Source organism: Thalassospira profundimaris, from assembly GCF_003326755.1.
GTDB classification, from domain to species: domain Bacteria; phylum Pseudomonadota; class Alphaproteobacteria; order Rhodospirillales; family Thalassospiraceae; genus Thalassospira; species Thalassospira profundimaris_B.
Window position 1 is genome coordinate 154,564 of record NZ_JPWH01000006.1, and the last position, 24,249, is coordinate 178,812.

Annotated in this window: 19 protein-coding genes; 3 read left to right on the plus strand and 16 right to left on the minus strand. The window is 55.2% G+C overall.

What is annotated here, in order from left to right; all coding sequences use genetic code 11:
- Nucleotides 1-67 precede the first annotated feature (67 nt).
- From TH25_RS09265 to TH25_RS09275, 3 genes are all read left to right on the plus strand, one after another.
- Nucleotides 68-685 carry a TetR/AcrR family transcriptional regulator gene (locus TH25_RS09265; RefSeq protein WP_114088141.1) on the plus strand — a complete coding sequence of 206 codons (618 nt, stop codon included), beginning with the start codon at nt 68-70 and terminating at the stop codon, nt 683-685.
- Nucleotides 686-871: 186 nt separating this feature from the next.
- Nucleotides 872-1,738, plus strand: a complete 867-nt coding sequence (locus TH25_RS09270; RefSeq protein WP_114088142.1) for an ABC transporter permease — start codon at nt 872-874, stop codon at nt 1,736-1,738.
- Complete coding sequence (locus TH25_RS09275) at nt 1,735-2,760, plus strand: quaternary amine ABC transporter ATP-binding protein (protein ID WP_114088143.1); 1,026 nt, start codon at nt 1,735-1,737, stop codon at nt 2,758-2,760. The genes TH25_RS09270 and TH25_RS09275 overlap by 4 nt, the downstream gene beginning before the upstream one ends.
- A 30-nt stretch (nt 2,761-2,790) precedes the next feature.
- Here TH25_RS09275 and rfbC read toward each other — a convergent pair whose 3' ends face one another.
- The 16 genes from rfbC to TH25_RS09355 form a co-directional block, all read right to left on the minus strand.
- Entirely contained in the window at nt 2,791-3,435 is a 645-nt protein-coding gene (gene rfbC, locus TH25_RS09280) for a dTDP-4-dehydrorhamnose 3,5-epimerase (RefSeq protein WP_114088144.1), read from the minus strand.
- 22 nt (nt 3,436-3,457) lie between these two features.
- The gene (locus TH25_RS09285; RefSeq protein WP_114088145.1) at nt 3,458-4,666 is read right to left on the minus strand and encodes a hypothetical protein; all 1,209 of its coding nucleotides are present in this window, start codon (nt 4,664-4,666) and stop codon (nt 3,458-3,460) included.
- An 82-nt stretch (nt 4,667-4,748) separates the two neighbouring features.
- Nucleotides 4,749-5,951, minus strand: coding sequence for a polysaccharide pyruvyl transferase family protein (locus TH25_RS09290; protein ID WP_258549096.1), 1,203 nt, complete (start codon nt 5,949-5,951; stop codon nt 4,749-4,751).
- A 113-nt stretch (nt 5,952-6,064) separates the two neighbouring features.
- Nucleotides 6,065-7,060, minus strand: a complete 996-nt coding sequence (galE, locus tag TH25_RS09295) for a UDP-glucose 4-epimerase GalE (RefSeq protein WP_114088146.1) — start codon at nt 7,058-7,060, stop codon at nt 6,065-6,067.
- Between the two features lie 119 nt (nt 7,061-7,179).
- Complete coding sequence (locus tag TH25_RS09300; RefSeq protein WP_114088147.1) at nt 7,180-8,367, minus strand: polysaccharide pyruvyl transferase family protein; 1,188 nt, start codon at nt 8,365-8,367, stop codon at nt 7,180-7,182.
- A gap of 114 nt (nt 8,368-8,481) precedes the next feature.
- Nucleotides 8,482-9,807, minus strand: coding sequence for a glycosyltransferase family 4 protein (locus TH25_RS09305; RefSeq protein ID WP_114088148.1), 1,326 nt, complete (start codon nt 9,805-9,807; stop codon nt 8,482-8,484).
- The gene (locus TH25_RS09310) at nt 9,794-11,986 is read right to left on the minus strand and encodes a hypothetical protein (RefSeq protein ID WP_114088149.1); all 2,193 of its coding nucleotides are present in this window, start codon (nt 11,984-11,986) and stop codon (nt 9,794-9,796) included. The genes TH25_RS09305 and TH25_RS09310 overlap by 14 nt, the downstream gene beginning before the upstream one ends.
- The gene (gene rfbA, locus TH25_RS09315; protein ID WP_114088150.1) at nt 11,979-12,962 is read right to left on the minus strand and encodes a glucose-1-phosphate thymidylyltransferase RfbA; all 984 of its coding nucleotides are present in this window, start codon (nt 12,960-12,962) and stop codon (nt 11,979-11,981) included. Before rfbA ends, TH25_RS09310 begins: the two co-directional genes overlap by 8 nt.
- The gene (gene rfbD / locus TH25_RS09320; protein WP_181847511.1) at nt 12,959-13,888 is read right to left on the minus strand and encodes a dTDP-4-dehydrorhamnose reductase; all 930 of its coding nucleotides are present in this window, start codon (nt 13,886-13,888) and stop codon (nt 12,959-12,961) included. The genes rfbA and rfbD overlap by 4 nt, the downstream gene beginning before the upstream one ends.
- A 10-nt stretch (nt 13,889-13,898) precedes the next feature.
- Entirely contained in the window at nt 13,899-14,750 is an 852-nt protein-coding gene (locus tag TH25_RS09325; protein WP_114088152.1) for a hypothetical protein, read from the minus strand.
- Between the two features lie 14 nt (nt 14,751-14,764).
- Complete coding sequence (locus tag TH25_RS09330) at nt 14,765-16,030, minus strand: glycosyltransferase family 4 protein (protein ID WP_114088153.1); 1,266 nt, start codon at nt 16,028-16,030, stop codon at nt 14,765-14,767.
- On the minus strand, nt 16,027-17,229 hold the full coding sequence (locus TH25_RS09335; protein ID WP_258549097.1) for a class I SAM-dependent methyltransferase: 1,203 nt from the start codon (nt 17,227-17,229) through the stop codon (nt 16,027-16,029). Before TH25_RS09335 ends, TH25_RS09330 begins: the two co-directional genes overlap by 4 nt.
- A complete protein-coding gene (locus TH25_RS09340; RefSeq protein WP_114088154.1) occupies nt 17,226-19,463 on the minus strand; it encodes a glycosyltransferase in 2,238 nt (745 codons plus the stop codon). The genes TH25_RS09335 and TH25_RS09340 overlap by 4 nt, the downstream gene beginning before the upstream one ends.
- 76 nt (nt 19,464-19,539) lie before the next feature.
- Entirely contained in the window at nt 19,540-20,388 is an 849-nt protein-coding gene (locus tag TH25_RS09345) for a calcium-binding protein (protein WP_114088155.1), read from the minus strand.
- A gap of 390 nt (nt 20,389-20,778) precedes the next feature.
- Complete coding sequence (locus TH25_RS09350) at nt 20,779-22,161, minus strand: HlyD family type I secretion periplasmic adaptor subunit (RefSeq protein ID WP_114088156.1); 1,383 nt, start codon at nt 22,159-22,161, stop codon at nt 20,779-20,781.
- Nucleotides 22,158-23,972, minus strand: a complete 1,815-nt coding sequence (locus TH25_RS09355) for a type I secretion system permease/ATPase (protein ID WP_114088157.1) — start codon at nt 23,970-23,972, stop codon at nt 22,158-22,160. The genes TH25_RS09350 and TH25_RS09355 overlap by 4 nt, the downstream gene beginning before the upstream one ends.
- Between the last annotated feature and the right edge of the window lie 277 nt (nt 23,973-24,249).

Consider the following 24,249-nt stretch of genomic DNA (forward strand, 5'->3'; position numbering starts at 1 on the left):
GTACATATTGAAAACATAACTGTACATACTACTTGTCCCGCCGGGACCAGTTTGCTAAGGACAGAGCATGGAACAACAAACACAAAATGGCGGCTGGCGCGGATCAGCGGACATATGGCTGAACGCGGCCTATGACGCGCTGCTTGAAAGCGGTGTAGATGGTGTAAAAATTCAACCGCTCGCCAAACGGCTCGATTTATCAAGAACCAGTTTTTACTGGTTTTTCAAAGACCGGCAGGAACTTCTCGATGCGCTTGTGGCGCGCTGGCGGCAAAAAAATACCGGCAACCTGATTACCCAAACCGAAAGCTACGCCGAAACCGTGACCGAGGCGATGTTAAATGTGTTTGATTGCTGGTTAAAACCGGACCTGTTTGACGCCCGCTTTGAATTCGCCATCCGAAGCTGGGCGGTGCAATCGCCCGACGTTTTAACCGAAATTCAAACCGCCGATCAGCAACGCCTTGAAGCACTCAAACAGATGTTTCTGCGTTTCGGCCAGAATGAACACCTGGCAGATGTGCGCGCACGAACGATCTATCTCGTTCAAATTGGTTATATTTCGATGCAAACACAGGAATCCCTAGCAGACCGCCTGCAACGCATCCCCGAATATGTCGAGATTTTCACCGGCCAACCGCCAGAACAGCGCGAACTTGACCGCTTCTTTGCCCGCCACTGCTGAAACGATGCACGAACAACACTTTTGCCCGCAATCTTATATGCGGGAACATTTGGTGATCCGTTTGCGTTTAAAAGCGTTCTCCTGACAATGCTGCGCATGGCTAACGCGATTAAGAGGTGTGTTATCCCTCTGTCATTGTTAGGCTTCAGGAAAACGCCCTGCCCTTAAAAAACGGAAAACAGGTTCATGTTTCCTGACAAGCTGAATATTCCCCTTGGCAAATCGGTCAACGCGCTGGTGGACTGGCTGGTTGTCAATTACGGCGATGCCTTTGAGGCCTTTGCCGATGCCCTGTTAACCGTATTGGTTTGGCTGGAACATTTGTTGCGCGCCGCCCCGTGGTGGCTGGTCATTGCGATTATCGCCGCCATCGCCTATCACGCCAGCCGCAGTTGGAAAACCACCCTGGGCCTGGCGCTGGCGATGGTGGCGATTGGTACGCTGGGCCTGTGGGACAAGGCGATGCAAACCCTGGCGCTGATGATCATTGCCACCGGGCTTTCGGTCATTATCGGCATTCCGGTGGGGATTGGCATGGCCATGTCGAATAAACTGCGCGCCGTGATGATCCCGCTGCTCGACATGATGCAAACCATGCCCAGCTTTGTTTATCTGATCCCGGCCCTGATGCTGTTTGGGCTGGGCAAGGTTCCGGCCATTATTGCAACGGTGATTTATGCCTCCCCGCCCGTCATCCGCCTCACGGATCTGGGCATTCGCCTGGTGGACAAGGAAGTGCTGGAGGCATCACGCTCCTTTGGGGCCAGTCGCGGGCAGATATTGTGGGGGGTGCAACTGCCCCTGGCCCTGCCCAACATTATGGCAGGCATTAACCAGACCACGATGATGTCGATTTCAATGGTGGTGATTGCCTCCATGATTGGCGCACGCGGTTTGGGCGAACAGGTTTTAACCGGTATTCAGCGCCTGGATGTGGGGCAAGGTGTGGAGGCCGGCATTGCCATTGTGTTGCTGGCCGTGGTGTTTGACCGCATCGGGCAATCCTATGGCAAAAAATCCCGCCATAGCGCCAAGGCAGGAGACGGGGCATGAGCTATATCGACATTCGCAATATTTACAAAATATTCGGCCCGAACCCTCAAAAGGCGCTGACACTGGCGCAAAAAGGCGAAAACAAGAACGATATCCTGACCCAAACCGGCCATACGGTGGGACTAAGCAATGTGTCGCTGTCGATTGAGCAGGGCGAGACATTTGTGGTGATGGGGCTTTCGGGCTCGGGCAAATCAACCCTGATCCGGCATTTGAACCGTCTGATTGACCCGACGGCAGGTGAAATCCTGTTTGGCGGTGAAAATATCCTGAATATGACAACAGCACGGCTGAATGCCTTTCGCCGGGCAAAGCTGGGCATGGTATTTCAGCGATTTGGCCTGCTGCCCCATTGCACCGTGCTGGATAACGTCGCCTATGGCCTGAAAATTCAAAAAACCGACCGGCAAAAACGCCAGGATGCCGCACGCAAATGGATCGAGCGGGTTGGTCTTGCCGGATATGAAGACAGTTTTCCCGATGAACTTTCGGGCGGGATGCAGCAGCGCGTGGGGCTTGCCCGTGCCTTAACGACCAACCCCGAAGTCTTGCTGATGGACGAAGCCTTTTCCGCCCTTGACCCGCTGATCCGCAGTGATATGCAGGACGAATTGATGAAGCTGCAAAGCGAGCTTCATAAAACCATTGTTTTCATCACCCATGATCTGGACGAGGCCCTGAAGCTGGGCGACCGGATTGCAATTTTGAAAGACGGTGCCATGATCCAGGTGGGGCGGCCAGAAGAAATTGTGATGAAACCCGCCGATGATTATGTGCGCGCCTTTACCCGCGACATCAACCGTTCGCGGGTGCTACGCGCCAAAACCCTGATGATGCCGATTGATGATAACACGCAACAGGCCGGATCCGGCGACTGGCCGGAAATTGCGGCTGATATGCGCCTTGAAGATATTTTGCCCATCGCCATCGCCTGCCCGGCGGGCATCAATGTGGTCAACCACAAGCAGCAACGCATTGGCACGCTTAGCAAGGATCAGGTGATTGCCGCGCTTGCCGCCTGATTGACGCATAAACTCCCATTGCAAAGCGGGTCAGGATGCCTGCATGGGCTGATAGTCCCACAGATCCGCCGGTAGCGCAGGATGCTGCGGAATGGCGACTTCATCCATTAAAAAACCCCGGCTTTCATGGCACATTTTCCAGTCGGCAAAGGAAGGGTGACATTCATCCTTTTCCGAAATCACCGGCACCATGCGGCCCAATTGCCAGTCAATATTCAGTTCCGGGTCATCCCAGGCGATGCCACGGTCATGTTCCGGGCTGTAATAATCGCTGACCTTGTAAACCACCGTCGTGTCAGGCACCAGGGTGCGAAATCCATGCGCAAATCCCGGCGGCACCCAAAGCTGATACCAGTTTTGATCGGAAAGCTCGATACGGATATGTTTGCCAAAGGTCGGGCTGTCGGGCCGGATATCGACGGCCACATCAAGAATGGCCCCGTGTGTGACCCGCACCAATTTGCCCTGAGCGTGCGGATTAACCTGAAAATGCAGGCCGCGAATGGTGTTTACCGGCCCGCTGACGGACTGGTTTTCCTGCACCAGTGTGGTATCGCCAATCGCGGCGGCAAATTCGTCCTCGCGGAAGGTTTCGGCAAAAATGCCGCGCGGATCACGGTGCTGATTGGGAACAAAAAGCAGCGGTCCTTCTATGTCAAATCGGTCAAACTGCATTTTAACGGTTCCTTGGCTGAGGTTACGGGTTTGCACCCTGTTTCGCATCATTGATAAAGCGAATGGGCTGGCGCATAAGCTGGCGGGTCATGCCCCATTTGCCGTTACGCTTTACCGGCACGAATTTGACGTAAAGCAGGCTGGCCTGGTCATCCACCGTGCCAAAAATGCGGTCCTTGCTGTCTTCGTCAATGATGGATGGATAAGCCACATAACTATCACCCGGCCCGGCATCGGGCTTAAGATCCGCCGAAAGCAAAAGCCGGGGCATGGACCAGGTGATCATGTCCTTTGACGTTGAATAATAAATGCCGTGCTCAAAACTGCCGTCCTTGTGTTTACGGCGGTGTTTGTAAACTGCGATAAAACTGTTGCTGGCTTCATGGCGCACAATGCCCCTGATCGATGTCAGGCCATAGGGGCCGACACGGGCGCAATCGGTTTGATACACTTCCCAGCCGTTATGGGGTGTCAGGCGCGCGGCATCGACGAATTTTTTGCCATTCCACAATTGCCAGCTTCGCGGGTCATCGACGTGGGCCCGGGCCAGACAATTGCGCGATGATTTGAAATCCACCCCGCGCCGCCACAGGATGGTATAAAGATAATCCTTCCAGCGCACGATATTGGTGGCCGTCACATAACTTGGCGCATGTTTGCGATCATCACGATAGGCCATTGGCGGCGGAAACGGGGCGTGATGCGGCGGTTGCGCCTGATAGGTGAAATGCCGGCCGCCATCGGTGGATTTAAGCGTAACAAGACCGTTGATCCAGCAATCGGTGCGTTGTGTTGCCCCCTTGCACGGCATATCATGGCGATAGGGCATGAAACTGGCACTGCCCAGCGCATAAACCGTTTCACCGTCATTCGTGTAAATGGCATGCAGCCAGGTGCGGTCATCGAGCAGGCCGGGGTCGGCCTTGCCTGCGGCCTTAAACCGGCTGTTACAATCCTTATGCAGGTTTTCAAGGTTCTGTCCGACAAAGGCACGGTTGCGAAAATTAGGCGCAAACAGCACCATGCGCCCTTCCCCATCGCGAAAGGCGCGCGCCGGGGCATCAGGCAAATGGGAATCATCACAGGCATTGATCGCTGTATCAAACAAAACGCTATCGCGCCCGGCAAGCCGCACATCCAGCGCCTGCGCCCTGGGCGACTGAATAAACCAGGCAGCCGTTACCGCCAGAATGGCACTTCCCAGAAATCCGATAATCGCGTTTCTATGCACTTTTCATATCCGCGCTATTGTCGCCAAAAAAGGGCCGGAATGTGCGGGGCGTGGAGGATCCCCGCACATTCCGTCGTCATGGTCACGCCGCCTGGCTCAGATTTGGGGTCGGGTGTTTCCCCAGGCGATGCGCCATGCCGTTTTCATCAAGGAATTTGGTCAAATCCCTGAACCGTTCGGCATAGGTTTTTTCAAACAGGTCAAAATCGGCATTGTCCCAGGCTTCCTCGAACGAGAAACGGTCGATATAGCGCCCGTCAACATGCGGAATGCCCAGCGTTTTCACAAATTCACGGGTCCGGGTGTCGTAGGTGATGTAAAGGGCCGGAACCTCGTTGGCCAGGGCCAGCAAATTGCCATGCAGGCGAAAACCGGTAACGGCATCCTGGCGACATTCGGCATCTTCAAAATCACTCACGGTTTCAAAAACGCTAAGCGACGAACGATACAAATCCAGCAACGGATCATTCTCGCCATAAAGCCATTTTTCCTTGATCAGGCTGGCAACGGCCTTTTCCATCACCTGCTTGGGATTGTTCACAAGGTTACTGCGGGCATAGAAAATGGCTTTTTCTTCCAGCTCGCCCGCACACAAAATCTCGGTGCGGTAATTTTCCGCCAAAGTGCGCAGCATGTAACGCTGCAACATGGCAAAACCATGCGTTTTACGGCGCAGGGTGAAGCCAAGATTTTTAATCTCGCTGGCCTTAAGGCGCGGCAGGCTTAGTTCGGGTTTGCAATGACGAAACGCCGTCGGGCAGCCGAAAATACGCACATTTTTTATGCCAATCGAATTAAGCGCCTTGCGCGACAGGGCCCCGCGCACGCCAATGGTTTTGGACCGGTCCGCCACCAGTTGCAAAAAACGCTTGGTCGATTCATTGACGTAATGATCGGAATTATCCGGCACCTGGACACCAATACCAAAGGCCATGACCGGCACCTTGGTTTTTTCCAAAACATTGGTGATTTCATCCCACTGCCCGTTGGTGTTGATGTAGTTCGAGCCGCGTAAAAAGATGTAGTCAAGGGTATTGATCTTTTCGATCTGCTCCTGGCTCAATCCGCCGCTGCTTTGGCCGTAAATCGGGTAAAGTTCGGCATAATCAAGGATGCGCAGCGAACTGTCATAAACAAAACAGTCGCCAATATTGGTAAACAGTTCGGTTGCGCGCTGCGGTGCGCCAAAGGTGTGGGTCACAACCCCCTTGCCTTCAACCACCTTGCCTGCAGGCATCAGCACGCCAATCCGGGGCTTTCGGCCCGGTGTGATATTTTCAACCATCTGGAAACTCCTGCTCGGGGCCGAAATATGCCCGTTACGGCGCATATTTCGGCAATTTGCTCGTTTGTTTTTTTGCGGTTTATCTGGGTGTTTTCACCCCGTTTTTTTTAACGTCAGGCGGCGTTGGCCTGGCGCTGTTTCAGGCTTTCTTCCCAGGCAAGGGCATGGGTCACGATGGTATCAAGGTCATCATATTTGGGTTCCCAGCCAAGCTTCTCGCGAATGCGGTCTGCCCCGGCAATCAATGCGGCCGGGTCGCCCGCACGGCGTTCGGCAAGGTTCACCGTGAAGTCATTGCCCGATACACGCTTGACCGCATCAATCACTTCATAGACCGAGAAACCACGGCCATAGCCGCAATTCATGACATCGCTTTCACCACCCTTTTCCAGATATTCCAGGGCCAGCACATGGGCGTTGGCTAGATCGCTGACATGGATGTAATCGCGCACACAGGTGCCATCCTCGGTCGGATAATCATCACCATAAACATCCAGATGGCTGCGCACACCGCTGGCGGCCTGGCTGGCGATTTTGATCAAATGGGTGGCCTTGCGCGAGGTTTGCCCGGCCCGGCCTTGCGGGTCGGCCCCGGCAACGTTGAAATAACGCAGAGCCACAAAGCGTAAATCATAAGCGACCGCCGCATCCTGCAGCATTTTTTCCGTCATCATCTTTGACGTGCCATAGGGCGAAATCGGCTTGGAGGGGAAATCTTCCAGGATCGGGGTTTTGGCCGGTTCGCCGTATACACCCGCTGTCGAGGAAAAGATAAAATGACGGACATTATTATCCACCGCCGCCTGGGCCAGGGCCCGGGAATTAACCGTATTGTTGTAATAATAATCCAGCGGATAAACCACGGATTCCGGCACGATGATGGAACCGGCAAAGTGCATGATGGCGGTAACATCATGTTCGCGAATAATGCGCGAGACCAGATCAAGATCGCCGCAATCACCTTCGACAAAGGCGGCCCCGGCGGGCACGGCCCAGCGATGGCCCTGACTGAGATTGTCCAGGATTACAACCTTGCGCCCTGCATCCATCAGGGCCAGTGCGGCGTGACTGCCAATATAACCTGCGCCACCGGTAACAAGTACTGTCATTTTATTGCCTCCTTGCAAGGGCGGTTCATGTCGGGGTCGGGGAAATTTTGTTCGTGAACCGCAAATAAGGGGCATTGCCGCCCGCCTGTTTGCAGGCGGCAATGCAGAGGTTTTGAACGTCAGGCCACTTTACGCTGCGGCTGGTTTTGCGATGCCATCACATCGGTCATCTTGTGATCGATGTTGTTTTCGCTCAGGAAGGTTTGCATTTCGCGATAGGTCTGGAACCAGGCGCGGTTGAATTTGTCAAACAGGGACTGGTCCCAGTAATCTTCCAGCACGAAATCCTTTTGCGAGAAAACGTCATAGCTGGGGATTTGGTAGGTTTCGGCAAATTCAACGGTGCGGCTGTCATAGGTGAAGTAAACCGACGGCACACCGTTGGACAATGCCATAAGGTTGCCGTGCAGGCGGTAGCCCAGCACGCAATCCTTGGTGCGCACCAGATCCTCGTAATCCGACACCACGTCGGAATAGAACAGCTTTTCGCGATAAAGCTTTTCCATCGTGTCATCAAGGTACCAGTTCTTGACCCAGTCATTGTCCTTCAGGGCCTGCATGGCTTCCTGTTTCTGAACGTCCGTGCCGAAAACCAGTTTCTTTTCTTCCGGTTCGCCCTGGGCCATCAGGGTGACGTCAAACCGGTTTGCCAGTTCCTTGACCAGGTCCCGATGGAAGGTCAGATATCGTTTAATATCCTGGGCATAGGCGGGCGATACTTCACGTCGGAGGGTCACGCCGACATTTTTAACGTCCTCCAGGGAGGGCAGCTTGATGCGCATATTCGGGTTATTGGCACGGAACGCCGTCGGGCAGCCGACGATACGCACATTGGTAATGCCAAGGTCCCACAATACCTGGGCGGTATAGGCCCCGCGCACCCCGATGGAGGTTGTTGAATCCGCCATCATATGCAAAACGGTTTTGGTCTGTTCGGAAAGCTCCAGCTTGCCCTTGACCGGGGCCTGTGCCCCAATGCCAAAACCCAGAACCGGCAGCTTCAGACGTTTAAGAACCGCCACCGTATTGCGCCAATCCATATGGGAATGGATATAATTTGAACCGCGCAGAAAGACGTAATCATACTCTTCGCGCAGGCGATCAATATCTTCCATTTTCGGATCAGCAATGGGTAATACACCCAGCTTGTCAAAATTCATCAGCTTGAGTGATGAATCAAACACGAAGGCATCACCAATATTGTGATAGTGGTTAATGCTTTTCTGGACATCGCGATAATTGTACCAGCGGACACAATCATGGTCGTAGACTTCGCCCGAGGGAATCATTACGAGGACGCGCGCCATGTTCTTTCTCCTTGCAGTTGATGAGTGAGGGCTGTTTCTTCCCTTCGCCAACACTCTTTCGCGCTATGGCGTGGTTAACGTTCCGGTCGCTTCAAGATGTGACAGGCAAAGCCGTCACGCCCCGACCACGGATTGGTGTGGTGTCGCAGCGGGTGCGACAGCGGACGGGCGGTTTTCGAGAACCCCCCGATATTGCGCAAGATGTTGTTCTGCGCATTCAATATAGGTCGGCGCACGACGGATCCCGTTGTGCATCCGGTCCCACAAAGTCTGGTCTGTCAGACATTCGATCAAACGGTCGGCCAGGTCTTCGGCACTGCCAACACGGAAATGCAGGCCATTCACCCCGTCTTCGATTTTTTCGGCCATGCCACCAATGTTACTGGCGATCATGGGGCGCCCGTGAAAGAAGGCTTCCTGAATAACAATTGGCGAATTTTCCCACCAGATGGACGGGATGATGGTCCAGTCGGCCATTTCCATCAGGCGTGGCATTTCGGTGTTCTGATAGGCCCCATAAAACCGCACCCGCTCGCCCGCCTTTTCGATCAGGTCTTTGACTTTTTCCTGATAATCAAGGGGTTGGCGATCAAGGTTGCCACCAAAGATCATCAAACGGGCATCATCGCCCCAAATGGATTCCGGCACACGCCCCACCGCATCCAGAAGCACATCGGCCCCTTTGAACATGGTTAACTGACCAAAATAGGCAAAACGCGAGCGACGTGGTTGCGCCTTGGTCAACGGGCGAAGGGCGGCCTGTTTGTCAATATCCAGGCCATTTTCAATAACCGACATTTTATCGGCATCCAGGCCCCAATCAATGAAACGGTCCGCCAGGAACTGGCTGGGCGACACATAATGATCAGCCAGGTCCAGCATGGATTTGATAAAGCGTTCACGCCGCAGGAAGGATGCCGGGGAAATATTGGCAAAACAGCCATTGCAATCAATCGGGCTGGCCCGGTGACACAATTTGTGCCCGCCGCTTTTGACCATCTGACCGTGATTGTGGCACATGGTCAGAAATTCGTGGAAGGTAAAGAAAATGGCGGCATCCGGCAGGGCTTCACGCACCGCATAGATGGTTTCCATACCCAGCCCCAACACATGGTGAAAATGCACCACATCGGGGTTGTAATCCTTCACAAACCGCAAAAGGTCGCGGTCAATTTCGCCGGTGCTGCGGTTTGACAGCAGGAAATGGTCATAATTTTCCGCGTGATAAAGAATTTCATTGTCTTTCTGGCGCAAACTCATCAGGGCGGATGCCCCGTGACGCGGCACCGGGTGCCCCACCCTTGCCAGATAAAAGCTCTCGACACCGTCGAGTTCGTTCAGTCCCTTATGCAGGTTATAAGACCCGACTTCGGCCCCGCCCAGCGACAGGCTGGGATGACCGTGGGAGATGACCAGCACACGCAAATCAGTCGACGGCATGATTGTGGCTCCGCAAATTTGAAACGACCAAAGACCAGCGGCGATCAAACGCCCAGCGGTCCAAACGATGCGAAAGTTCCTCCCAGGCGGGCGTGGACGTTATCGATTGTTCACTGCCCAATAATTCAACTTCCGGCAGCCAGTAGGATGGCGTTCCGGCCATGCGCAATTTCAGCGCAATATCCAGGCCCTTTTCCGACGGGCCGATATATCCACGGGTAAAACCCTTGACATCCAGAAAGGCCGCACGCGGCAAAATGCAGCATTCCACCGTTCCGGCACTGACCTCGCAGGGTTCGGCATCGGTTAACACCGCACGCGGATAGCCCACATAACGATCCGCCAGATATTTGCCTTCCGGTCCTTCCTCGATCCAGGTCCCCGCCCAGCGCACGGAATCATCTTCAAACAGGATGGTCGGGCAAACAGCGCCCTTGCTGCCGCGTTTGCGATAGGCCGCCAAAAGCGGACCAAACCAGCCCTTTTCGCGCGGCAATACATGCACCGACATCAGGCAAACGGCATCGGATTTGGTGGCTTTCACCCCCACTTCCAGCGCATCGCAATAATCCTCGACACCTTCGGCAAACACGAAACGCACATTCAGCTTGTAAAAGGCCGCCAGACGCAGCATGTCGCTGCCAACCTGGTCAAAACTTTCCGCCGGACCGGCAATAACGATGGGCAATTTGCGCGTTTCCGGGTCCAGGCCCAAAAGCGCAATGGTGACACCCATATCGCCAATCGTATCATCGGCACCGACAATCAGGGTAACGGGGGCATTTTCATCGAAATTGCCAATGTCATGCACATCAATGGCAAACGGGCTTTGCGCCGTCATATTTTGCAGCATCGGGCCAAACTGGCGTTCAATGCTGCTTGATGCCGTAACAGAGCGCGGATCCAGCGACGGTAACACCCGTGACAGCGCCTGACGCGCCGATGCGCGGGTCGGATTAAGCGGGCAATAGGCCGGAAAACTGTCGGTAATGTTGAATTCCAGATAAATCGCCTGATCAGATGCCGGGGTATCGGCCAGCGGGCAAAACACCAAAAAACCGTGGCTGTTGCGCGCCGAATTCATGCCGGTAAACATCGGATCATTGATGAAGGCTTCGGTCACGTCCGGGCGGGTTTGGCGGGTCCAGCTATCGTCAATGCGAATGCTGTCCTGTCCCACACGCAGGTTGATTTCATTGACCCCGCGATCCGGGTCCAGCATCCAGCCGGAAACCAGAATACCACTGCCTTCAATCACCAGCGCAAAATCAATGCCCACACGAATGGGACGATCAAGGTCGGAGACCGTATCACGACCATCAAAGCGATGAGCGGCAAGCTGCATTTGCTCCAGGATATGATCCGATGCCTTGACCCGACCCAAGACAGAGCGGATATGAGCAGGAACATCACGCGGGGCCACCAGCACACGCTGCTGATAAACCTCGATCCCATACCAGCCATCCTTGCCCCGGAAATAAATGCGCTGCAATTTTTCCGGTTTGACCACCCGTTCGGTCTCCAGCAAGCCAATCACCCCGGCAGCGTCTTCGCCAAGGTCATCACGCTGGAATTCCGCACTGGTCAATTCGGCCAGTACCGGGCCATCTTCAATCGCGATCACGCGGGTGCGGCCATGCGGAAAGTTGCTGGACCAGCCCTGAATATAAAGTTCGCTATCCTCAAGCCCGCCAAGAACTTCGACAAAGCCGTTGCTGCTCGCCGCGATGCGGACCAGGGCCGCCACGGTGCGCAACCGTTTTTTGTTGGTTTTACCGGCCAACAGCGCCTCGATCACGCCATCCATCACCCCGGCAAACGAGGCACCGGACTGTTCCGCCACGGCAGACAATATCGCCTCCAGGCCCTGACCCCGGCTTTCAATCGCATATTCCGCCGGTTGGCCGGGGCGACGAAACACTACCTTTTTAAGGCGGCCCCCGCTCACATTGACCAGTGGCAACAAGGCGATAAAACCAAAGGCGGACTCAGCCGAACTGTCATTGCGACGCCAACTGATCATGGATGCCTGAACCTTGGCGTCCGGCGATCCATTAAGGTAAACATCTATCGTGGCGGGCATGGCACTGCCCACCCCGGCCATGAGGGCCAATCCTTCGTCCACCAGTGTCGCCATCACGGTTGCCCCGTCCAATGGCAGGCCTGAAGGCTCACTCATGCCCTGCTCTCCTGTTATGTGATGAACTGTAAAATGACGATTTTTCAGATGCGCTGACAAAACCGAACTCGCCCAGACCTTCGACCTCAAGGCCAATGGCGTTGCGCTCACTGACATGCGCCATATCCGCAAGGTAGCGGCCATATTCGCTGTTGGCGTTAAAGCCCGCGCTGCGCGTCATTTCGTCACGCGCAATCCAGCCCAGCCGCCAGGCGGTTTCTTCGGGGCTGCCAATTTTCAGGCCCTGGCGTTCCTCGACCGAACACACAAACTGGGCGGCCTGCAACAGGCTGGCGGGAGTGCCGGTATCAAGCCACGCACACCCCCTTCCCAGCATTTCAACATTAAGCATGCCATCCTCAAGATAGGCACGGTTAAGGTCGGTAATTTCCAGCTCGCCCCGGTGCGATGGTTGAAGGGTACTGGCGCGTTCCGGCGCGGTTGCATCAAAAAAATACAGCCCCGTCACCGCCAGGTTGGACGGCGGATGGGATGGTTTTTCGATAATATCCAATGGCTTGCCATCACCATCAAAGGCCATCACGCCATAACGTTCCGGGTCGCGCACGGCATGAACAAATACCGTCGCCCCGTCATGGCGGCGTGCAGCAGCCTGCAAGCGCGCGCCCAAATTATCGCCATGAAACAGGTTATCGCCCAAAATCAGCGCGCAGGAATCCCCATCCAGAAAGTCCCTGCCAATCAGCAACGCCTCGGCAATGCCGTTGGGTTTATCCTGTTCGGCATAGGAAAGCTGCACGCCAAACTGGCTGCCATCACCCAAAAGCGAGCTGAAAGCGCCGCTCTGGCCGGTTGCGGTGATGATCAAAATATCGCGAATACCCGCCAGCATCAGGGTGCTTAGGGGGTAAAAAATCATGGGTTTGTCCCAAACGGGCAACAATTGCTTGTTGGTGGCATGGGTAATCGGCCACAGCCTGCTGCCGGTGCCCCCGGCCAGAATGATGCCCTTCATGCGATTTTCCCCTCTGGAATGCCCGATTGCATCAATGTTTGGCGCAAACCCTGTTGCCAGGGCTGGCAGGGTAACTGCAAATGACGGGCGATTTTGCTGCAATCGAGCACGGCAAATGTGGGACGGGCGGCAATTTCATTGCGGTTTGCGCTTAATACCGGCGCAACCAGGCTTTGATCCGCCCCCACATGATCGGCAATTTCCAATGCGATGTCATAGGGGCTGGCTCCGCCAATCCCGGCACAATGGAATATCCCGGCTTCAATGGCGTCACCCGCAATAATGCGCTGGCACAGTCGAGTAATATGAGAGGCCAGCATCACCGCCGAGGTGGGCGAACCAAACCGGTCATTCACAGCGGAAATCTGTTCGCCGCGCGCCAGTTTTTCGGCCATTGCCTGCACAAAACACCGACGATGACGGCCATGCAACCAAGCAGTTCGCAAAATCACTGTCTCAGGGGCCGACATGCGCACGGCACGTTCCCCTGCCCGTTTTGTCGCACCATACCAATTGACTGGTCCGGTCCTGTCGCTTTCAAAATAAGGGCTGGAACCCTCACCCGAAAAAACAAAATCGGTCGATACATGGATCAGGCGCACACCCATGTCAGCCGCGACTTCGGCCAAAAGGCCCGGCACTTCCGCATTGATCTGGCGTGCCTCTGTCCGAAGGGTTTCCGCCCCGTCAACATCGGTAAATGCTGCCGCATTCACCAATACCGCTGGGGGATGTGCCTTTATCGCGTGTAACATTGGCGACAGTTCGACCAGATCAAGATCATGACGGGGCGGTGCAAACAGGGAAATGCCCTGCTTTGCCAACTGCGCGGCGCATTCCTGCCCCAATTGGCCGCCCGCGCCCAACAACAGCACATATTGGCGAACCGGCAGGTCAAACATGGCGTTTAACGGGTTGATTGTCATTGTGCCCGCCTCACCACACAATTGCGCCAAGCGACAAACCACCGACCAGCCCCACCAACACCGCCAGCAACAAAAGCGGGGTTCGCAAATCATTGCGGTGCTTGTCATTTAAAACGGCAAGGCGTTCATCAAAACCACCCAGCGATTTGTCAAACCGCACCAAAAACACTTCAAGCTGTTCCACCCGGCTGGCCAGTTCTTCCTGCCCGTTGCGCACCAGGCGCACACCGGCCTCGATACCATCATCGGCCGATGCCAGTTCGTCCATGCGTTTGGAGGAATCAATCAGGCGCTTGGCGGCTTCGCGCTGGCCGTTTTGCAAAATATGCTGCGCAGCAAGAAGACGGTCGAGACGATCCAGAATTTTACCCAGCGGTGCATTCATCGCCGAATGGGCGGCCTGTTCGGTTTGCGAGGGAATGCGCAAGGCGGTTTCGGCCCCGGTTTCCGGCGTAATGGCCACAACACTCAGGCTGTCGGCAGCGGCAAGGGCGGCTTCGGGCAGTTCAATTTCAAAGGCATGTTTGCCATTGCCAATGCCATTGCGGCGCAAATCAATCCGTTCGCAGTCCGCCTTGACCTTTAACAGGGTATGGCCGTTCATGCGCACAATCACATCAATTTGCGCATCGGGTCGTTGCGGGCACCACACCCAGCCAAACAGGCGTTCACGGTCAATCGCATCGACATTGCCTTCCAAAACCAGCGGGCCTTCGGCCTGTTGGGCGGGCTTGGCATTTTGCGCGTTACCCGTTGGAACCGGGCTGGTTTGCGCCGGGGTCGCCTTTTGTCCCTGCGCCGACGGATTGGCAGGCGGGGATGTATCGGTCGTATCCTTGGTCTTTTCCTGTGCAACTGCCATGAAAATCTCCTTTGTCAGGCCGCAACAAAGTCGGGCCGGATCAGGTTACGAAAACGCGAAAGATGGGTTTGGGCGACATCGTCGATATTGGCCGGGGCGCGCACATTGCCCGAAAGTTTCTTCCACAGTTTCGGGTTGGTGGCGCAATCGGCCATTGTGCGGGCAAGGGCGGCGGGGTCATCTGGGCGCACATGCACGCCATCCATGCCGTCACGCACCATTTCGGCCATGCCGCCAATATTGCTGGTAATCACCGGGCGGTTATGCTGAAAGGCCTCCTGAATGACCAACGGTGCGTTTTCCCACCAAATCGACGGGGCCACCACCCAGTCCACGGCGGCCATCAGTTCGGGAATATCATCACGGTCATAAGCACCAAGGCGCACCACATGGCTGCTGGTCTGTTCAAACAGACGGTCAATCTTGTCGTTAAAGGCTGCTGTCTGGAACGGCGCACCACCATGAATGCGCAATTCAAAATCAACATCCTCCGCAATCAGCCTGCGGGCGGCTTCCAGCAACACATCCGCCCCCTTCCAGGGGTTCAGATTGCCGAAATAGCCAAACACATTGGGCATACCGCCGGTGCCATGATCACGACGGCGCACGGAACGCACCGCCGGGCGGCCATTATGGATCACCTCGATTTTATGGGGATCAAGGCCCCATTCAATATAACGTTCCCGCAAAAAACGGCTGGGCGATAAAAACAGGTCAATAGCACGCAAATGATTGCGAATATTGACAGATCGCATCGCAAACTGATCCGGGGAGATGCCGGTCAGCCCGCATTTATCGCCTGACACATCAAGCGACTGATACCGTTTCCGGGTTTCACGATGGATCATCAAACCGTCATGCGGGCAGATCTGGTAATAATCATGCAGGGTCATGACAATTTTGCAGTCCGGCAAAACCCGGCGGATCAACATCGGCAATTCGATACCAAACAGCACCAAATGATGAATATGAACCACATCTGGCCGGAAATTTTCCAGAAGTTCGGTTATAGCGGGCACAACGGCATAAAGGTCGGTCTGCGACATGTTGAAACGGTCAAAATGACCGGCCCAAAACAGCAATTCATCGTCGCTGTCATTGACCGCCTGAAAACTGGTGCCGGGGCGGCGCGTGCGATGCACGTCATTGGTTGCGCCCACAAACAGGGCCTCGCACCCGGCCCGTTTATAGGCATTAAACAGATCGTGGGCGAAAATCTCCGTCCCGCCAGGATGCAGGTCGGGGTGATTATGGGCTAATACCAGAATGCGCGGGTTCATACTTTGCTCCTGCGGGGTTTCTGGGCAACCAGAATATCCTGATAATGCGGGGATTTATCGCCATGCCAGGCGCCGAAACTTTTGCGCAGCAAGGCAAATCCGGCCTTGGCCAGCAGCTTTTCCAAATAGCCTTCGTCAAAACCAACAGCAGCCATCGGATTTTCGCCGCGCAAATGCCAGCAGGGCTTGTCCTTTTCGCGCACAAGGCCGCTTAAGCGCGGGTCGCATTTGGGGGCTGCCAGTTCCTTGGCATTGCGAATGATAAAGGCAGTGATAAACAAGCGGCCACCGGGGCGTAAAACCCGAAAAACTTCCTGGCAATACCGTTCAACCTCGGCCGGGGGAAGATGGGTTGCCACCGATACCATTGCGGCAAAATCAAATTCCCCGTTCTGGGCGGGCAATTTCCAGTTTTCGCCGGCCACCTTGCCGTCCGGGTTATAAAGCGCGTTGGCAAGATCCACAGTTTGAAAACAAAAATCCCTGTAAACCGGGCTAATGGTTTGCTGGCACCATTTCACCCCGTCCGCAACCGGATCAATGCCCAGATAGCGGGTTTTGCCCGGCACCAGATATTGCGTCAGGGGCACCGCCATGCGGCCAATGCCGCAGCCAATATCCAAAACACTTTCGGTCGGCTTCAAACCACCCAGCCGGACAAAATGGCCCAAAAATTCAGCCCCGATGGCAAGGTAATCGCCATCACCGACAAAAACCTCGTCCTTTGCCGGGCTTGGCAAAAAACGATTTTGGGCGATCTGGCGGCAAATGGCTCCCAGATACACTTCCTGGCGCGGCGTTAAATTGGCAAAGGACGATGTTTTGCGCCCGGCCCGGCCTCTGGCGGTTTTATCGGTTGGGGTATCATCGTCGCCATCCACCGTTTCACCCAGGGATGTATCGGGGATCAGCAGGCCACTATCGGCATCGCTTGCAGCAGCGCCCTCCTTGGCGGCGGGCGGCCCGATAGGGGCAACATCGGACATTTGCGCCGCCGCCGCGGCCGCGCGATCTTGTGGCGCGGAACCAAGCCCGGAGGTATCCCCGCTATCCCCAGAGCTGTCTTTGGCATTCATGCGCTTTTCCGCCGGATCCCGCATGATGCGTATTGATGGATATTCCGACGTTTTTGTCTCGGCACCGGCATCGGCCTCGGTTTTTTGCGGGCGATGCCCCGGAATGGCAAGAATACTGTTCATAATAGGCGTTCCCCCGTCAAAACGTCGCCAGCTTGTGGCGCAACACCGTAAGTGGAAAGGTCGGACATCTGATCATTCCAGCGGCAGGCATGAAGCCAGGCGTTATATTGCGTCGCAACACCGCGCATATAATCGGCGTGGGTCGAGATGGATTTACGTTCAAAATGATAAAGTTCGGCATCGGGGACATAGCGAATGTCAAAACCCTGGGCGCGGATTTTCAGGCACAGATCACTGTCTTCGTAATCGCCGATGACGTAATCCTCGCTAAAGCCGTCGACATCCTCGAACACGCCACGATGCAGAAGCATACAGGCCCCGGTTATGGCCGGAACCGACCGTTCCACGCAGGCATCGCGATACCCGCCGGGCATGCCCTTGTAATAGTGATGATTTAACCACTGGCCGCGTTCATTGCGGGCAAAATACATCCCGGCATGTTGAAGCGACCCATCCTCGAACAACAATTTGGGTCCAACGGCGGCCACATCCTGTTCGCCCCCCATGCGGGTTGCCATCGTGCCCAGCCAGCCGGTGCGATGCGGGATAATGTCGGAATTCAGCATCGCCAGCAAATCAGCCCGGGCAACGGCAGCACCGCTGTTGCACGCCCGGGCATACCCGCCATTGCGCGCCATAATCACCAAACGCAACGGCACGCCATAAAGCTGATAAAGACCACGCAAAAGATGTTCGGTTTGCTCGGCCTGTTCGGGGCTATCAAGCACATAAATCAGTTCGCAATGCTGCGAAATCCAGGGATCGCAGGCAAAGGCACCCACTTGCGCCCGCAAAAAATCCAATACCCGGTATAACGGCACGACAATCGATACCGACGGATCATTGCGCTGCTCGCCAATGTCCATCACAGTCGGGCTCCCAATACTGCCCATCAGTTTTTGCTGCACATCCCCTATGACCGGGGCCAGGCAGTTTTCCATGATCTCGTCATTCAGGTGCTGGGGCGGTACGGCACGCAGGATACGCGCACGGGCCTCTGCCGGGTCGGCGGGTTGAGCGGTTGGCACCATCAAATGGCGACTGCCCGATGTCAGGCGCAAAATGCTGCGCGGCTGCAAAATCGGCACCTGGCTTTTAATTTCGGGATGAAAGCCGACAAACCCGGTGGCAGGCACGGTTTTTTCTTCCTCCACCACCGATCCGGCATAACGGTAAAAATGGTTTTCAAAGGCATGTTCAGTGCCGGTATGGTCCAGCACATCCACCCCGCCCACCATTTCAACCGGGTCACGGTACCAGCCCCCAATCAGGGTGCCGCGTGCCGTGGTCACGGCAAGGTCAACCTCGCCCGATGGCAGGCCACCACCACCGGTTACGCGCTGTGCGGAAAGCGGACAGCGCAACTGAAATTCAAGGGCGGCCTTGCGCGATGTGGCATCACCGCGCGCCAGGGCATCAATGGCATATTCGCGCAAATCGGCGTCGGCTTTGCCCTGTGCCAGCCACCAGCGCGACAAGGAAGGCAAATTTGCCTTGCCTTCAAGATGACGAATGGCAAGCGCACGGCTGCCGGTAATCACCAGATAGGCCCCGGCGTCCAGACCATTGCGATCGGCGATAAAAAATGTCTGTTTCGCCCCGTTCGGGGTTTCGCGGCCATGATGGGCCGTTTGCGGCAAACGCCAAAACCCGGTTGGCGACACCACATAGGTGGCTTCAATCCCGCCAAAGGCGATGGGCAGTGTGGTTGCGATCAGCATTTGCTGTTCGCTTAAACGGGCAACCGGCTGGGCACGCTGCGGGTCTTCGACAATCCGCGCCACCAAGCGGTTCAAAACCTGATTATAGCTGCGGCTGCGCCGCATGCGAAACATGCTGGCCCAGGCACCAAGCATGGCTGAAAGCAGGGACAAGCGCCCCGCTGGCGTCACATCATCCAGCAGCACATAGGCATCAATGGGGTCAAACTGCCCGTCGGGGTCAATGGTAATTTCTTCCTGCCGGCCCAGTGTGCCGGTCTCGGCCACCAGGGTAAGCGGGGTATCTTTGGGTTGGGGAATGACGCGTAAAAGCCGGGTTCCACCGCCCCCCAGCGGCAAACGCAAGGTTGCCTGCGGCGAAATTTTCTGCCCGTCACGTGCTTCGAGTTTGGGAACAGTCCACAAACGGGTCGGCAGGTTCCAGACCAGAATCAGCGTATCGGGGGTCAGTCGGCAGACCTCCGGCATATCGCCGGATAACGGACTGTCATCAGACGTGGCAAGTTCAAGCATTTGGGGCCTGTACCCTTACAAATGAAACGAAGGAAATGGGATGCCCGCAGCAGGGGCTGCGAACATCCCGGTCTCGTTACTGAACGTTGAAGAAGTGGTCCGGGTGATCCTGGACATCCTGTGCATCAACATTGTTAAGGGTGATGGAATCACCATTACCAAGGTCAATAACCGTGTTGGCACCATCCTGGGTTGCCCGCGCGGCAACATCATCGGCCGAGGAAATATCGGTGTCGTTAATGCCCTTGGAAATCGAGAGCATGTCTTCACCCACCTGGAAGTCGAGGACAACATCATTGCCACCCCCGCCAGAGAAGACAAAGTTATCCTGACCGGCACCGCCGACAAGAACATCGTCGCCAGCACCACCGTCGATGACATCGTTACCGGAACCGCCCATCATCAGGTCGTTACCGGCACCGCCATTCATCACATCATCGCCGGACCCGCCGAGCATGACGTCATTACCGTCACCCCCCTGCATCAGGTCATCGCCAGAACCACCCAGCATGATGTCGTCACCGGCACCGCCATACATAATGTCACTGCCAGAACCGCCCTGCATCAGATCGTTGCCATCGCCACCATCAAGCAGGTCATTGCCCTGACCACCTGTCAGCAGGTCGTCGCCAGCACCACCGAAAAGCTGGTCATCGCCATGTCCGCCAAACAGCATGTCATTGCCGCTATCGCCCAGCAATTGATCATCGCCCGACCCGCCAAACAAAAGATCGCGGCCGGCACCGCCAAGCAACACATCGTCGCCCGACCCGCCAAACAGGTGATCATCGCCTTCTTCGCCAAACAGAACATCATTCTGCCCGTGTCCGAACAGGGTATCGTCACCGCCGCGACCAAAAATCACATCGCTAAAGCGTGACCCGAGAAGCGTATCATCATATGCACCGCCTTCGAGAGTTGCCATCATATCCTCCTTGTTGTCCCATTTCGGGTTTCGGTGTGACTAGAGGCTGGCCGTTCCCTCAGGCTTATGCACGCCCGGAAACCGGCCACACACAAACCCTATATTCTTTTGCTTTCTTATAGGAAGTTATTATCAAGGTATTATTGTGGCGACATTATGTAGAGAGTAAATTTTTACATATTTTTACTTATATTCTTGTTTTTATTATTACGTTATATTTGATCTATATTTGATTTAAAATTTAAACCATTGCCAAACAAAAAAAGACCAGCCTTTGAAGGGCCGGTCTTCTTTGTTGGCTCAACAGCCAAAAAATCGCGTTATTACAGTTAGTTGAGGACATTTGGCAGGAATTCGCCCCTGCCCTAACCTGCACTTTGACAGCCTTGATCAATCCTCGCGGAAAGCGCGATCCATACTTTCAACAATCGGATCGAGCAGATAATCGATCGCGGTACGCGGTGTATTGAGCACCAGAATGTCGGCGGGCATCCCGGCCCGCAATTTGACATCGGGATGTTTGGCCAGTTCATTGGGGTCAATTTTGGCCCGTACAACATAATAGGATGAATCACGTTTCTCATCGACGGTCTGATCGGCATCGATATAACTGATCTTGGCCTTGATCGGAGCCAGACGGCGCTGGTTATAGGCCGTCAACCGTACTTGGGCATCGGCCCCCATATGCACCGCATCAATGTCGCGACGGTTAATCATCGCCTCAATTTCAAGCGGCTCCTGGTCCGGCACCACGTCCATAATCGGCTGGGCCGGGCTAATGACGCCACCGGGCGTTCTGATCTGGATATTACTGACAATACCATCCTGGGGGGATCGAATTTCCAGGCGGTTCAACACGTCATTTTTTGCCGTAATACGCTGATTGACATCATTTAACGCCAACTGGGTTTCCTGAATGGATTTGGCAATGTCGCTTTGCCATTCCATTTCAATGGATGCCAGTTCAATTTCGGCCCCGGCCTTTTGCTGTTCGGCGGCGGCGCGCTGGGCCTTGAACTCGCCCGCATCCCCAACCAGATCGCTCCAGTTATTTTCAATTTCCACAAGCTGGGTTCGCGTCGCATACCCCTTGGAGGCCAATTCACGCACGCCATCAAGCTGCTCTTTCACCAGTTTTTGCTGGTGGTCACGGGCCTTGATCTGGGAATCAAGCGCATCCGCCTCGGCGGAAAACTGCCTGATCTGCTTTTCCTGGGCGTCCCGCTTGGCGGTGTAAACCTCGTGGCGCTTGTCAAACAGGCGTTTTTCATCGTTCAGAATGTCGGCAACATAGGCTTCCTTTGACGACAACAGGGTATCGGGAAAGGTAATCACCTTATCGCCCTTCTGCTCGGCCCGCAGGCGGGCCAGCTTGGCTTGCAAGCCATATTTTTCACCGCGCAATTGCTCCAGCTCCGACTGGGTGCGCGTACCATCCAGCAAGGCCAGGGGCTGACCTGCACGCACATGTTCACCTTCATCGACCAGCAGCTTTTTTAGAATACCGCCTTCAAGATGATTAACCGTTTTCTTGCGCGAATCGACAATCACCGACCCCGATGCCACCGCCGCACTATCCAGCCGGGCATTAAAACCCCACAGCAAAAAGCCGCCAAATCCCACCAGGATAACCAGGGCACCCGTCATGATTGGCTTGCGCAGGCTTTGCTTGGAGGCCGCCCGTTCCTCGGCCAGGACTTCATGCCACACTGGTTGCGGGGCGTCGGGATTAATCACATCTCCGCGCTCGTCCAGATTGATGACACGGTTCATGCCGCACCTCCATTTTCCAGCTTGCCGCCATTGGCGACATATTTGCGATTAGAATCCGGCAGGGATTTCACATCTGTGCCCGGGTCGCTCAGGGCCTGGACCACGTCGGTCCGTTCGCCAAACTGTTTGACCCGACCTTCCTGCAGCACCAGCAATTTATGGGCATAGCGCATGATGGACTGGCGATGCGCAATCAGCACCACCATGGCCCCGTTTTCCGATGCCGCCCGAATGGCCCGGATCAGGGAGGCTTCACCTTCGGCATCCAGGTTGGCATTGGGTTCGTCAAGAACCAGCAAACGCGGCCAGCCATACAGGGCACGGGCCAGCGCAATGCGCTGTTTTTGCCCGCCCGACAGCGTATAACGGCCCGAGCCAATGGGCGTGTCATAACCCAGCGGCAAACGACCGATCATTTCATGGACACCCGCCGCACGGGCGGCATCAATCACCTTGCGCGGGTCGGCATCGCGCATACGGCCAATATTTTCACGAATGGTGCCATTTAACAGCGACACCGACTGGGGCAAATACCCCACCATGTCGCCAAACGACCCGCGTTCCCACAAATAGGTGCTGTGCCCATCCAGATAAACCCCGCCTGCCGTGGGTTTGGCCGCCCCGATCAGAACACGCGACAGCGTGGATTTCCCGGCCGCCGACGGGCCAATAATACCCAGAATTTCACCAGGATTGATGTCAAAGGAAATGCCCTTGAGAACCGGCACATTATTACCGGAAACCGCATAAACAAGGTTATCGACCACAAGCGGGCCTTCGCAACGCGGCGTTGGCGCCACCTCGCGTTCGGACTGGCGCTGTTCAAGAATGTCACGAATACGCCGCCACGCCGACAGGGCATTAACCCAACCCCGCCAGTCGCGGGTGACATTGTCAAACGGCAACAGCAAGCGCCCCATAATCACGGTACCGCCAATCATGGCCCCGGGCGATGTTTCACCCTTGATCACCAGGGCCGCCCCCATTGCCAGCACGCCAACCTGCAAACCATAACGCAGCGACCGGGTAAGGGAATACATGCCCTTGCCGCGTGCATTGGAAATATCAAGCAATTCGGTGGTGTGATGCTGGGCTGCACGCCAGCGCATGGCAAGGGCGGGCATCATGCCCATGCCTTCAATCGCTTCGGCATGGGGAATGGCCGAGCCAATATCGGCGATATTGCGCAAATTGGCATCACTGGCTTCCTTGGTAATCCGGCGCGATAAAAGATCGCCCAGCAAACTCAGGCCAATGAGCATGATCACGCCAATCACCCCCGCAAGGCCATAAAACGGATGCAGGGCAAACATCACACCCAGGAAAATCGGCGACCACAGGGCTTCTAGCGGCGCACCAATGGTATTGCCATTGATAAAGGTCCGAAGATCGGCCAGATCGCGCAAAACCTGGGTTCCCGGCGTCGATCCTTTCTCCATCGAAACACTCATGGCTGCGGCAATCGCAGGCAAGTTAAGACGCCGCAACAATGACTTTGCCATTTCCTGAAAAGTCATGGCGCGAATGAAATCCAGAATGCCATATAAAATAATGGCCCCCACCGCGATGATCAGCAAAAGCTTCAGGGTATCGATACTTTGACTGTTGATCACCCGGTCATGGACCTGCAACATAAACAGCGGCACGGTCAGTTGCAGGACATTGATAAACCCGCTGACGATCCCGGCCCAGGTCAGGCCACGGACGAACGTAAAACGGGCTTCGCGGATCAATGTGGGCGCATCAAGAGCGGGCCGTGTTTCCCGCCGCGCCGTCATCGTGCTTTTCGCACTTTTTGACCGAAATTGCATCCAATCTCATCCAATTTGCAAAAAGTCATAGTTTTTCCGCAATCTGCTCACATAGTTGCGAAATCATGATGCAATAAAATAAATCGAAATATGTCGATCTAATGTTCATGATGGGACAATGTAAAAACACAAATAAAAGAAGTATACCGAGTAAAGGAACTTGGAAATTACTTCAAAATTCTGAGCAAACTACAGGAAGGATTGGACAGATTGAAAATAGTTACAAAACAACGTCCTGTTATCTTCCTTAATTCTCTGGTCGCTATCGGTGCAAGCT

Coding starts and splice junctions, on each gene's coding strand:
- TH25_RS09265 (WP_114088141.1), top strand. CDS start 68: ATGGAACAACAAACACAAAATGGCGGCTGGCGCGGATCAGCGGACATA.
- TH25_RS09270 (WP_114088142.1), top strand. CDS start 872: ATGTTTCCTGACAAGCTGAATATTCCCCTTGGCAAATCGGTCAACGCG.
- TH25_RS09275 (WP_114088143.1), top strand. CDS start 1,735: ATGAGCTATATCGACATTCGCAATATTTACAAAATATTCGGCCCGAAC.
- rfbC (WP_114088144.1), bottom strand. CDS start 3,435: ATGCAGTTTGACCGATTTGACATAGAAGGACCGCTGCTTTTTGTTCCC.
- TH25_RS09290 (WP_258549096.1), bottom strand. CDS start 5,951: ATGGTTGAAAATATCACACCGGGCCGAAAGCCCCGGATTGGCGTGCTG.
- galE (WP_114088146.1), bottom strand. CDS start 7,060: ATGACAGTACTTGTTACCGGTGGCGCAGGTTATATTGGCAGTCACGCC.
- TH25_RS09300 (WP_114088147.1), bottom strand. CDS start 8,367: ATGGCGCGCGTCCTCGTAATGATTCCCTCGGGCGAAGTCTACGACCAT.
- TH25_RS09305 (WP_114088148.1), bottom strand. CDS start 9,807: ATGCCGTCGACTGATTTGCGTGTGCTGGTCATCTCCCACGGTCATCCC.
- TH25_RS09310 (WP_114088149.1), bottom strand. CDS start 11,986: ATGAGTGAGCCTTCAGGCCTGCCATTGGACGGGGCAACCGTGATGGCG.
- rfbA (WP_114088150.1), bottom strand. CDS start 12,962: ATGAAGGGCATCATTCTGGCCGGGGGCACCGGCAGCAGGCTGTGGCCG.
- rfbD (WP_181847511.1), bottom strand. CDS start 13,888: ATGACAATCAACCCGTTAAACGCCATGTTTGACCTGCCGGTTCGCCAA.
- TH25_RS09325 (WP_114088152.1), bottom strand. CDS start 14,750: ATGGCAGTTGCACAGGAAAAGACCAAGGATACGACCGATACATCCCCG.
- TH25_RS09330 (WP_114088153.1), bottom strand. CDS start 16,030: ATGAACCCGCGCATTCTGGTATTAGCCCATAATCACCCCGACCTGCAT.
- TH25_RS09335 (WP_258549097.1), bottom strand. CDS start 17,229: ATGAACAGTATTCTTGCCATTCCGGGGCATCGCCCGCAAAAAACCGAG.
- TH25_RS09340 (WP_114088154.1), bottom strand. CDS start 19,463: ATGCTTGAACTTGCCACGTCTGATGACAGTCCGTTATCCGGCGATATG.
- TH25_RS09345 (WP_114088155.1), bottom strand. CDS start 20,388: ATGGCAACTCTCGAAGGCGGTGCATATGATGATACGCTTCTCGGGTCA.
- TH25_RS09350 (WP_114088156.1), bottom strand. CDS start 22,161: ATGAACCGTGTCATCAATCTGGACGAGCGCGGAGATGTGATTAATCCC.
- TH25_RS09355 (WP_114088157.1), bottom strand. CDS start 23,972: ATGCAATTTCGGTCAAAAAGTGCGAAAAGCACGATGACGGCGCGGCGG.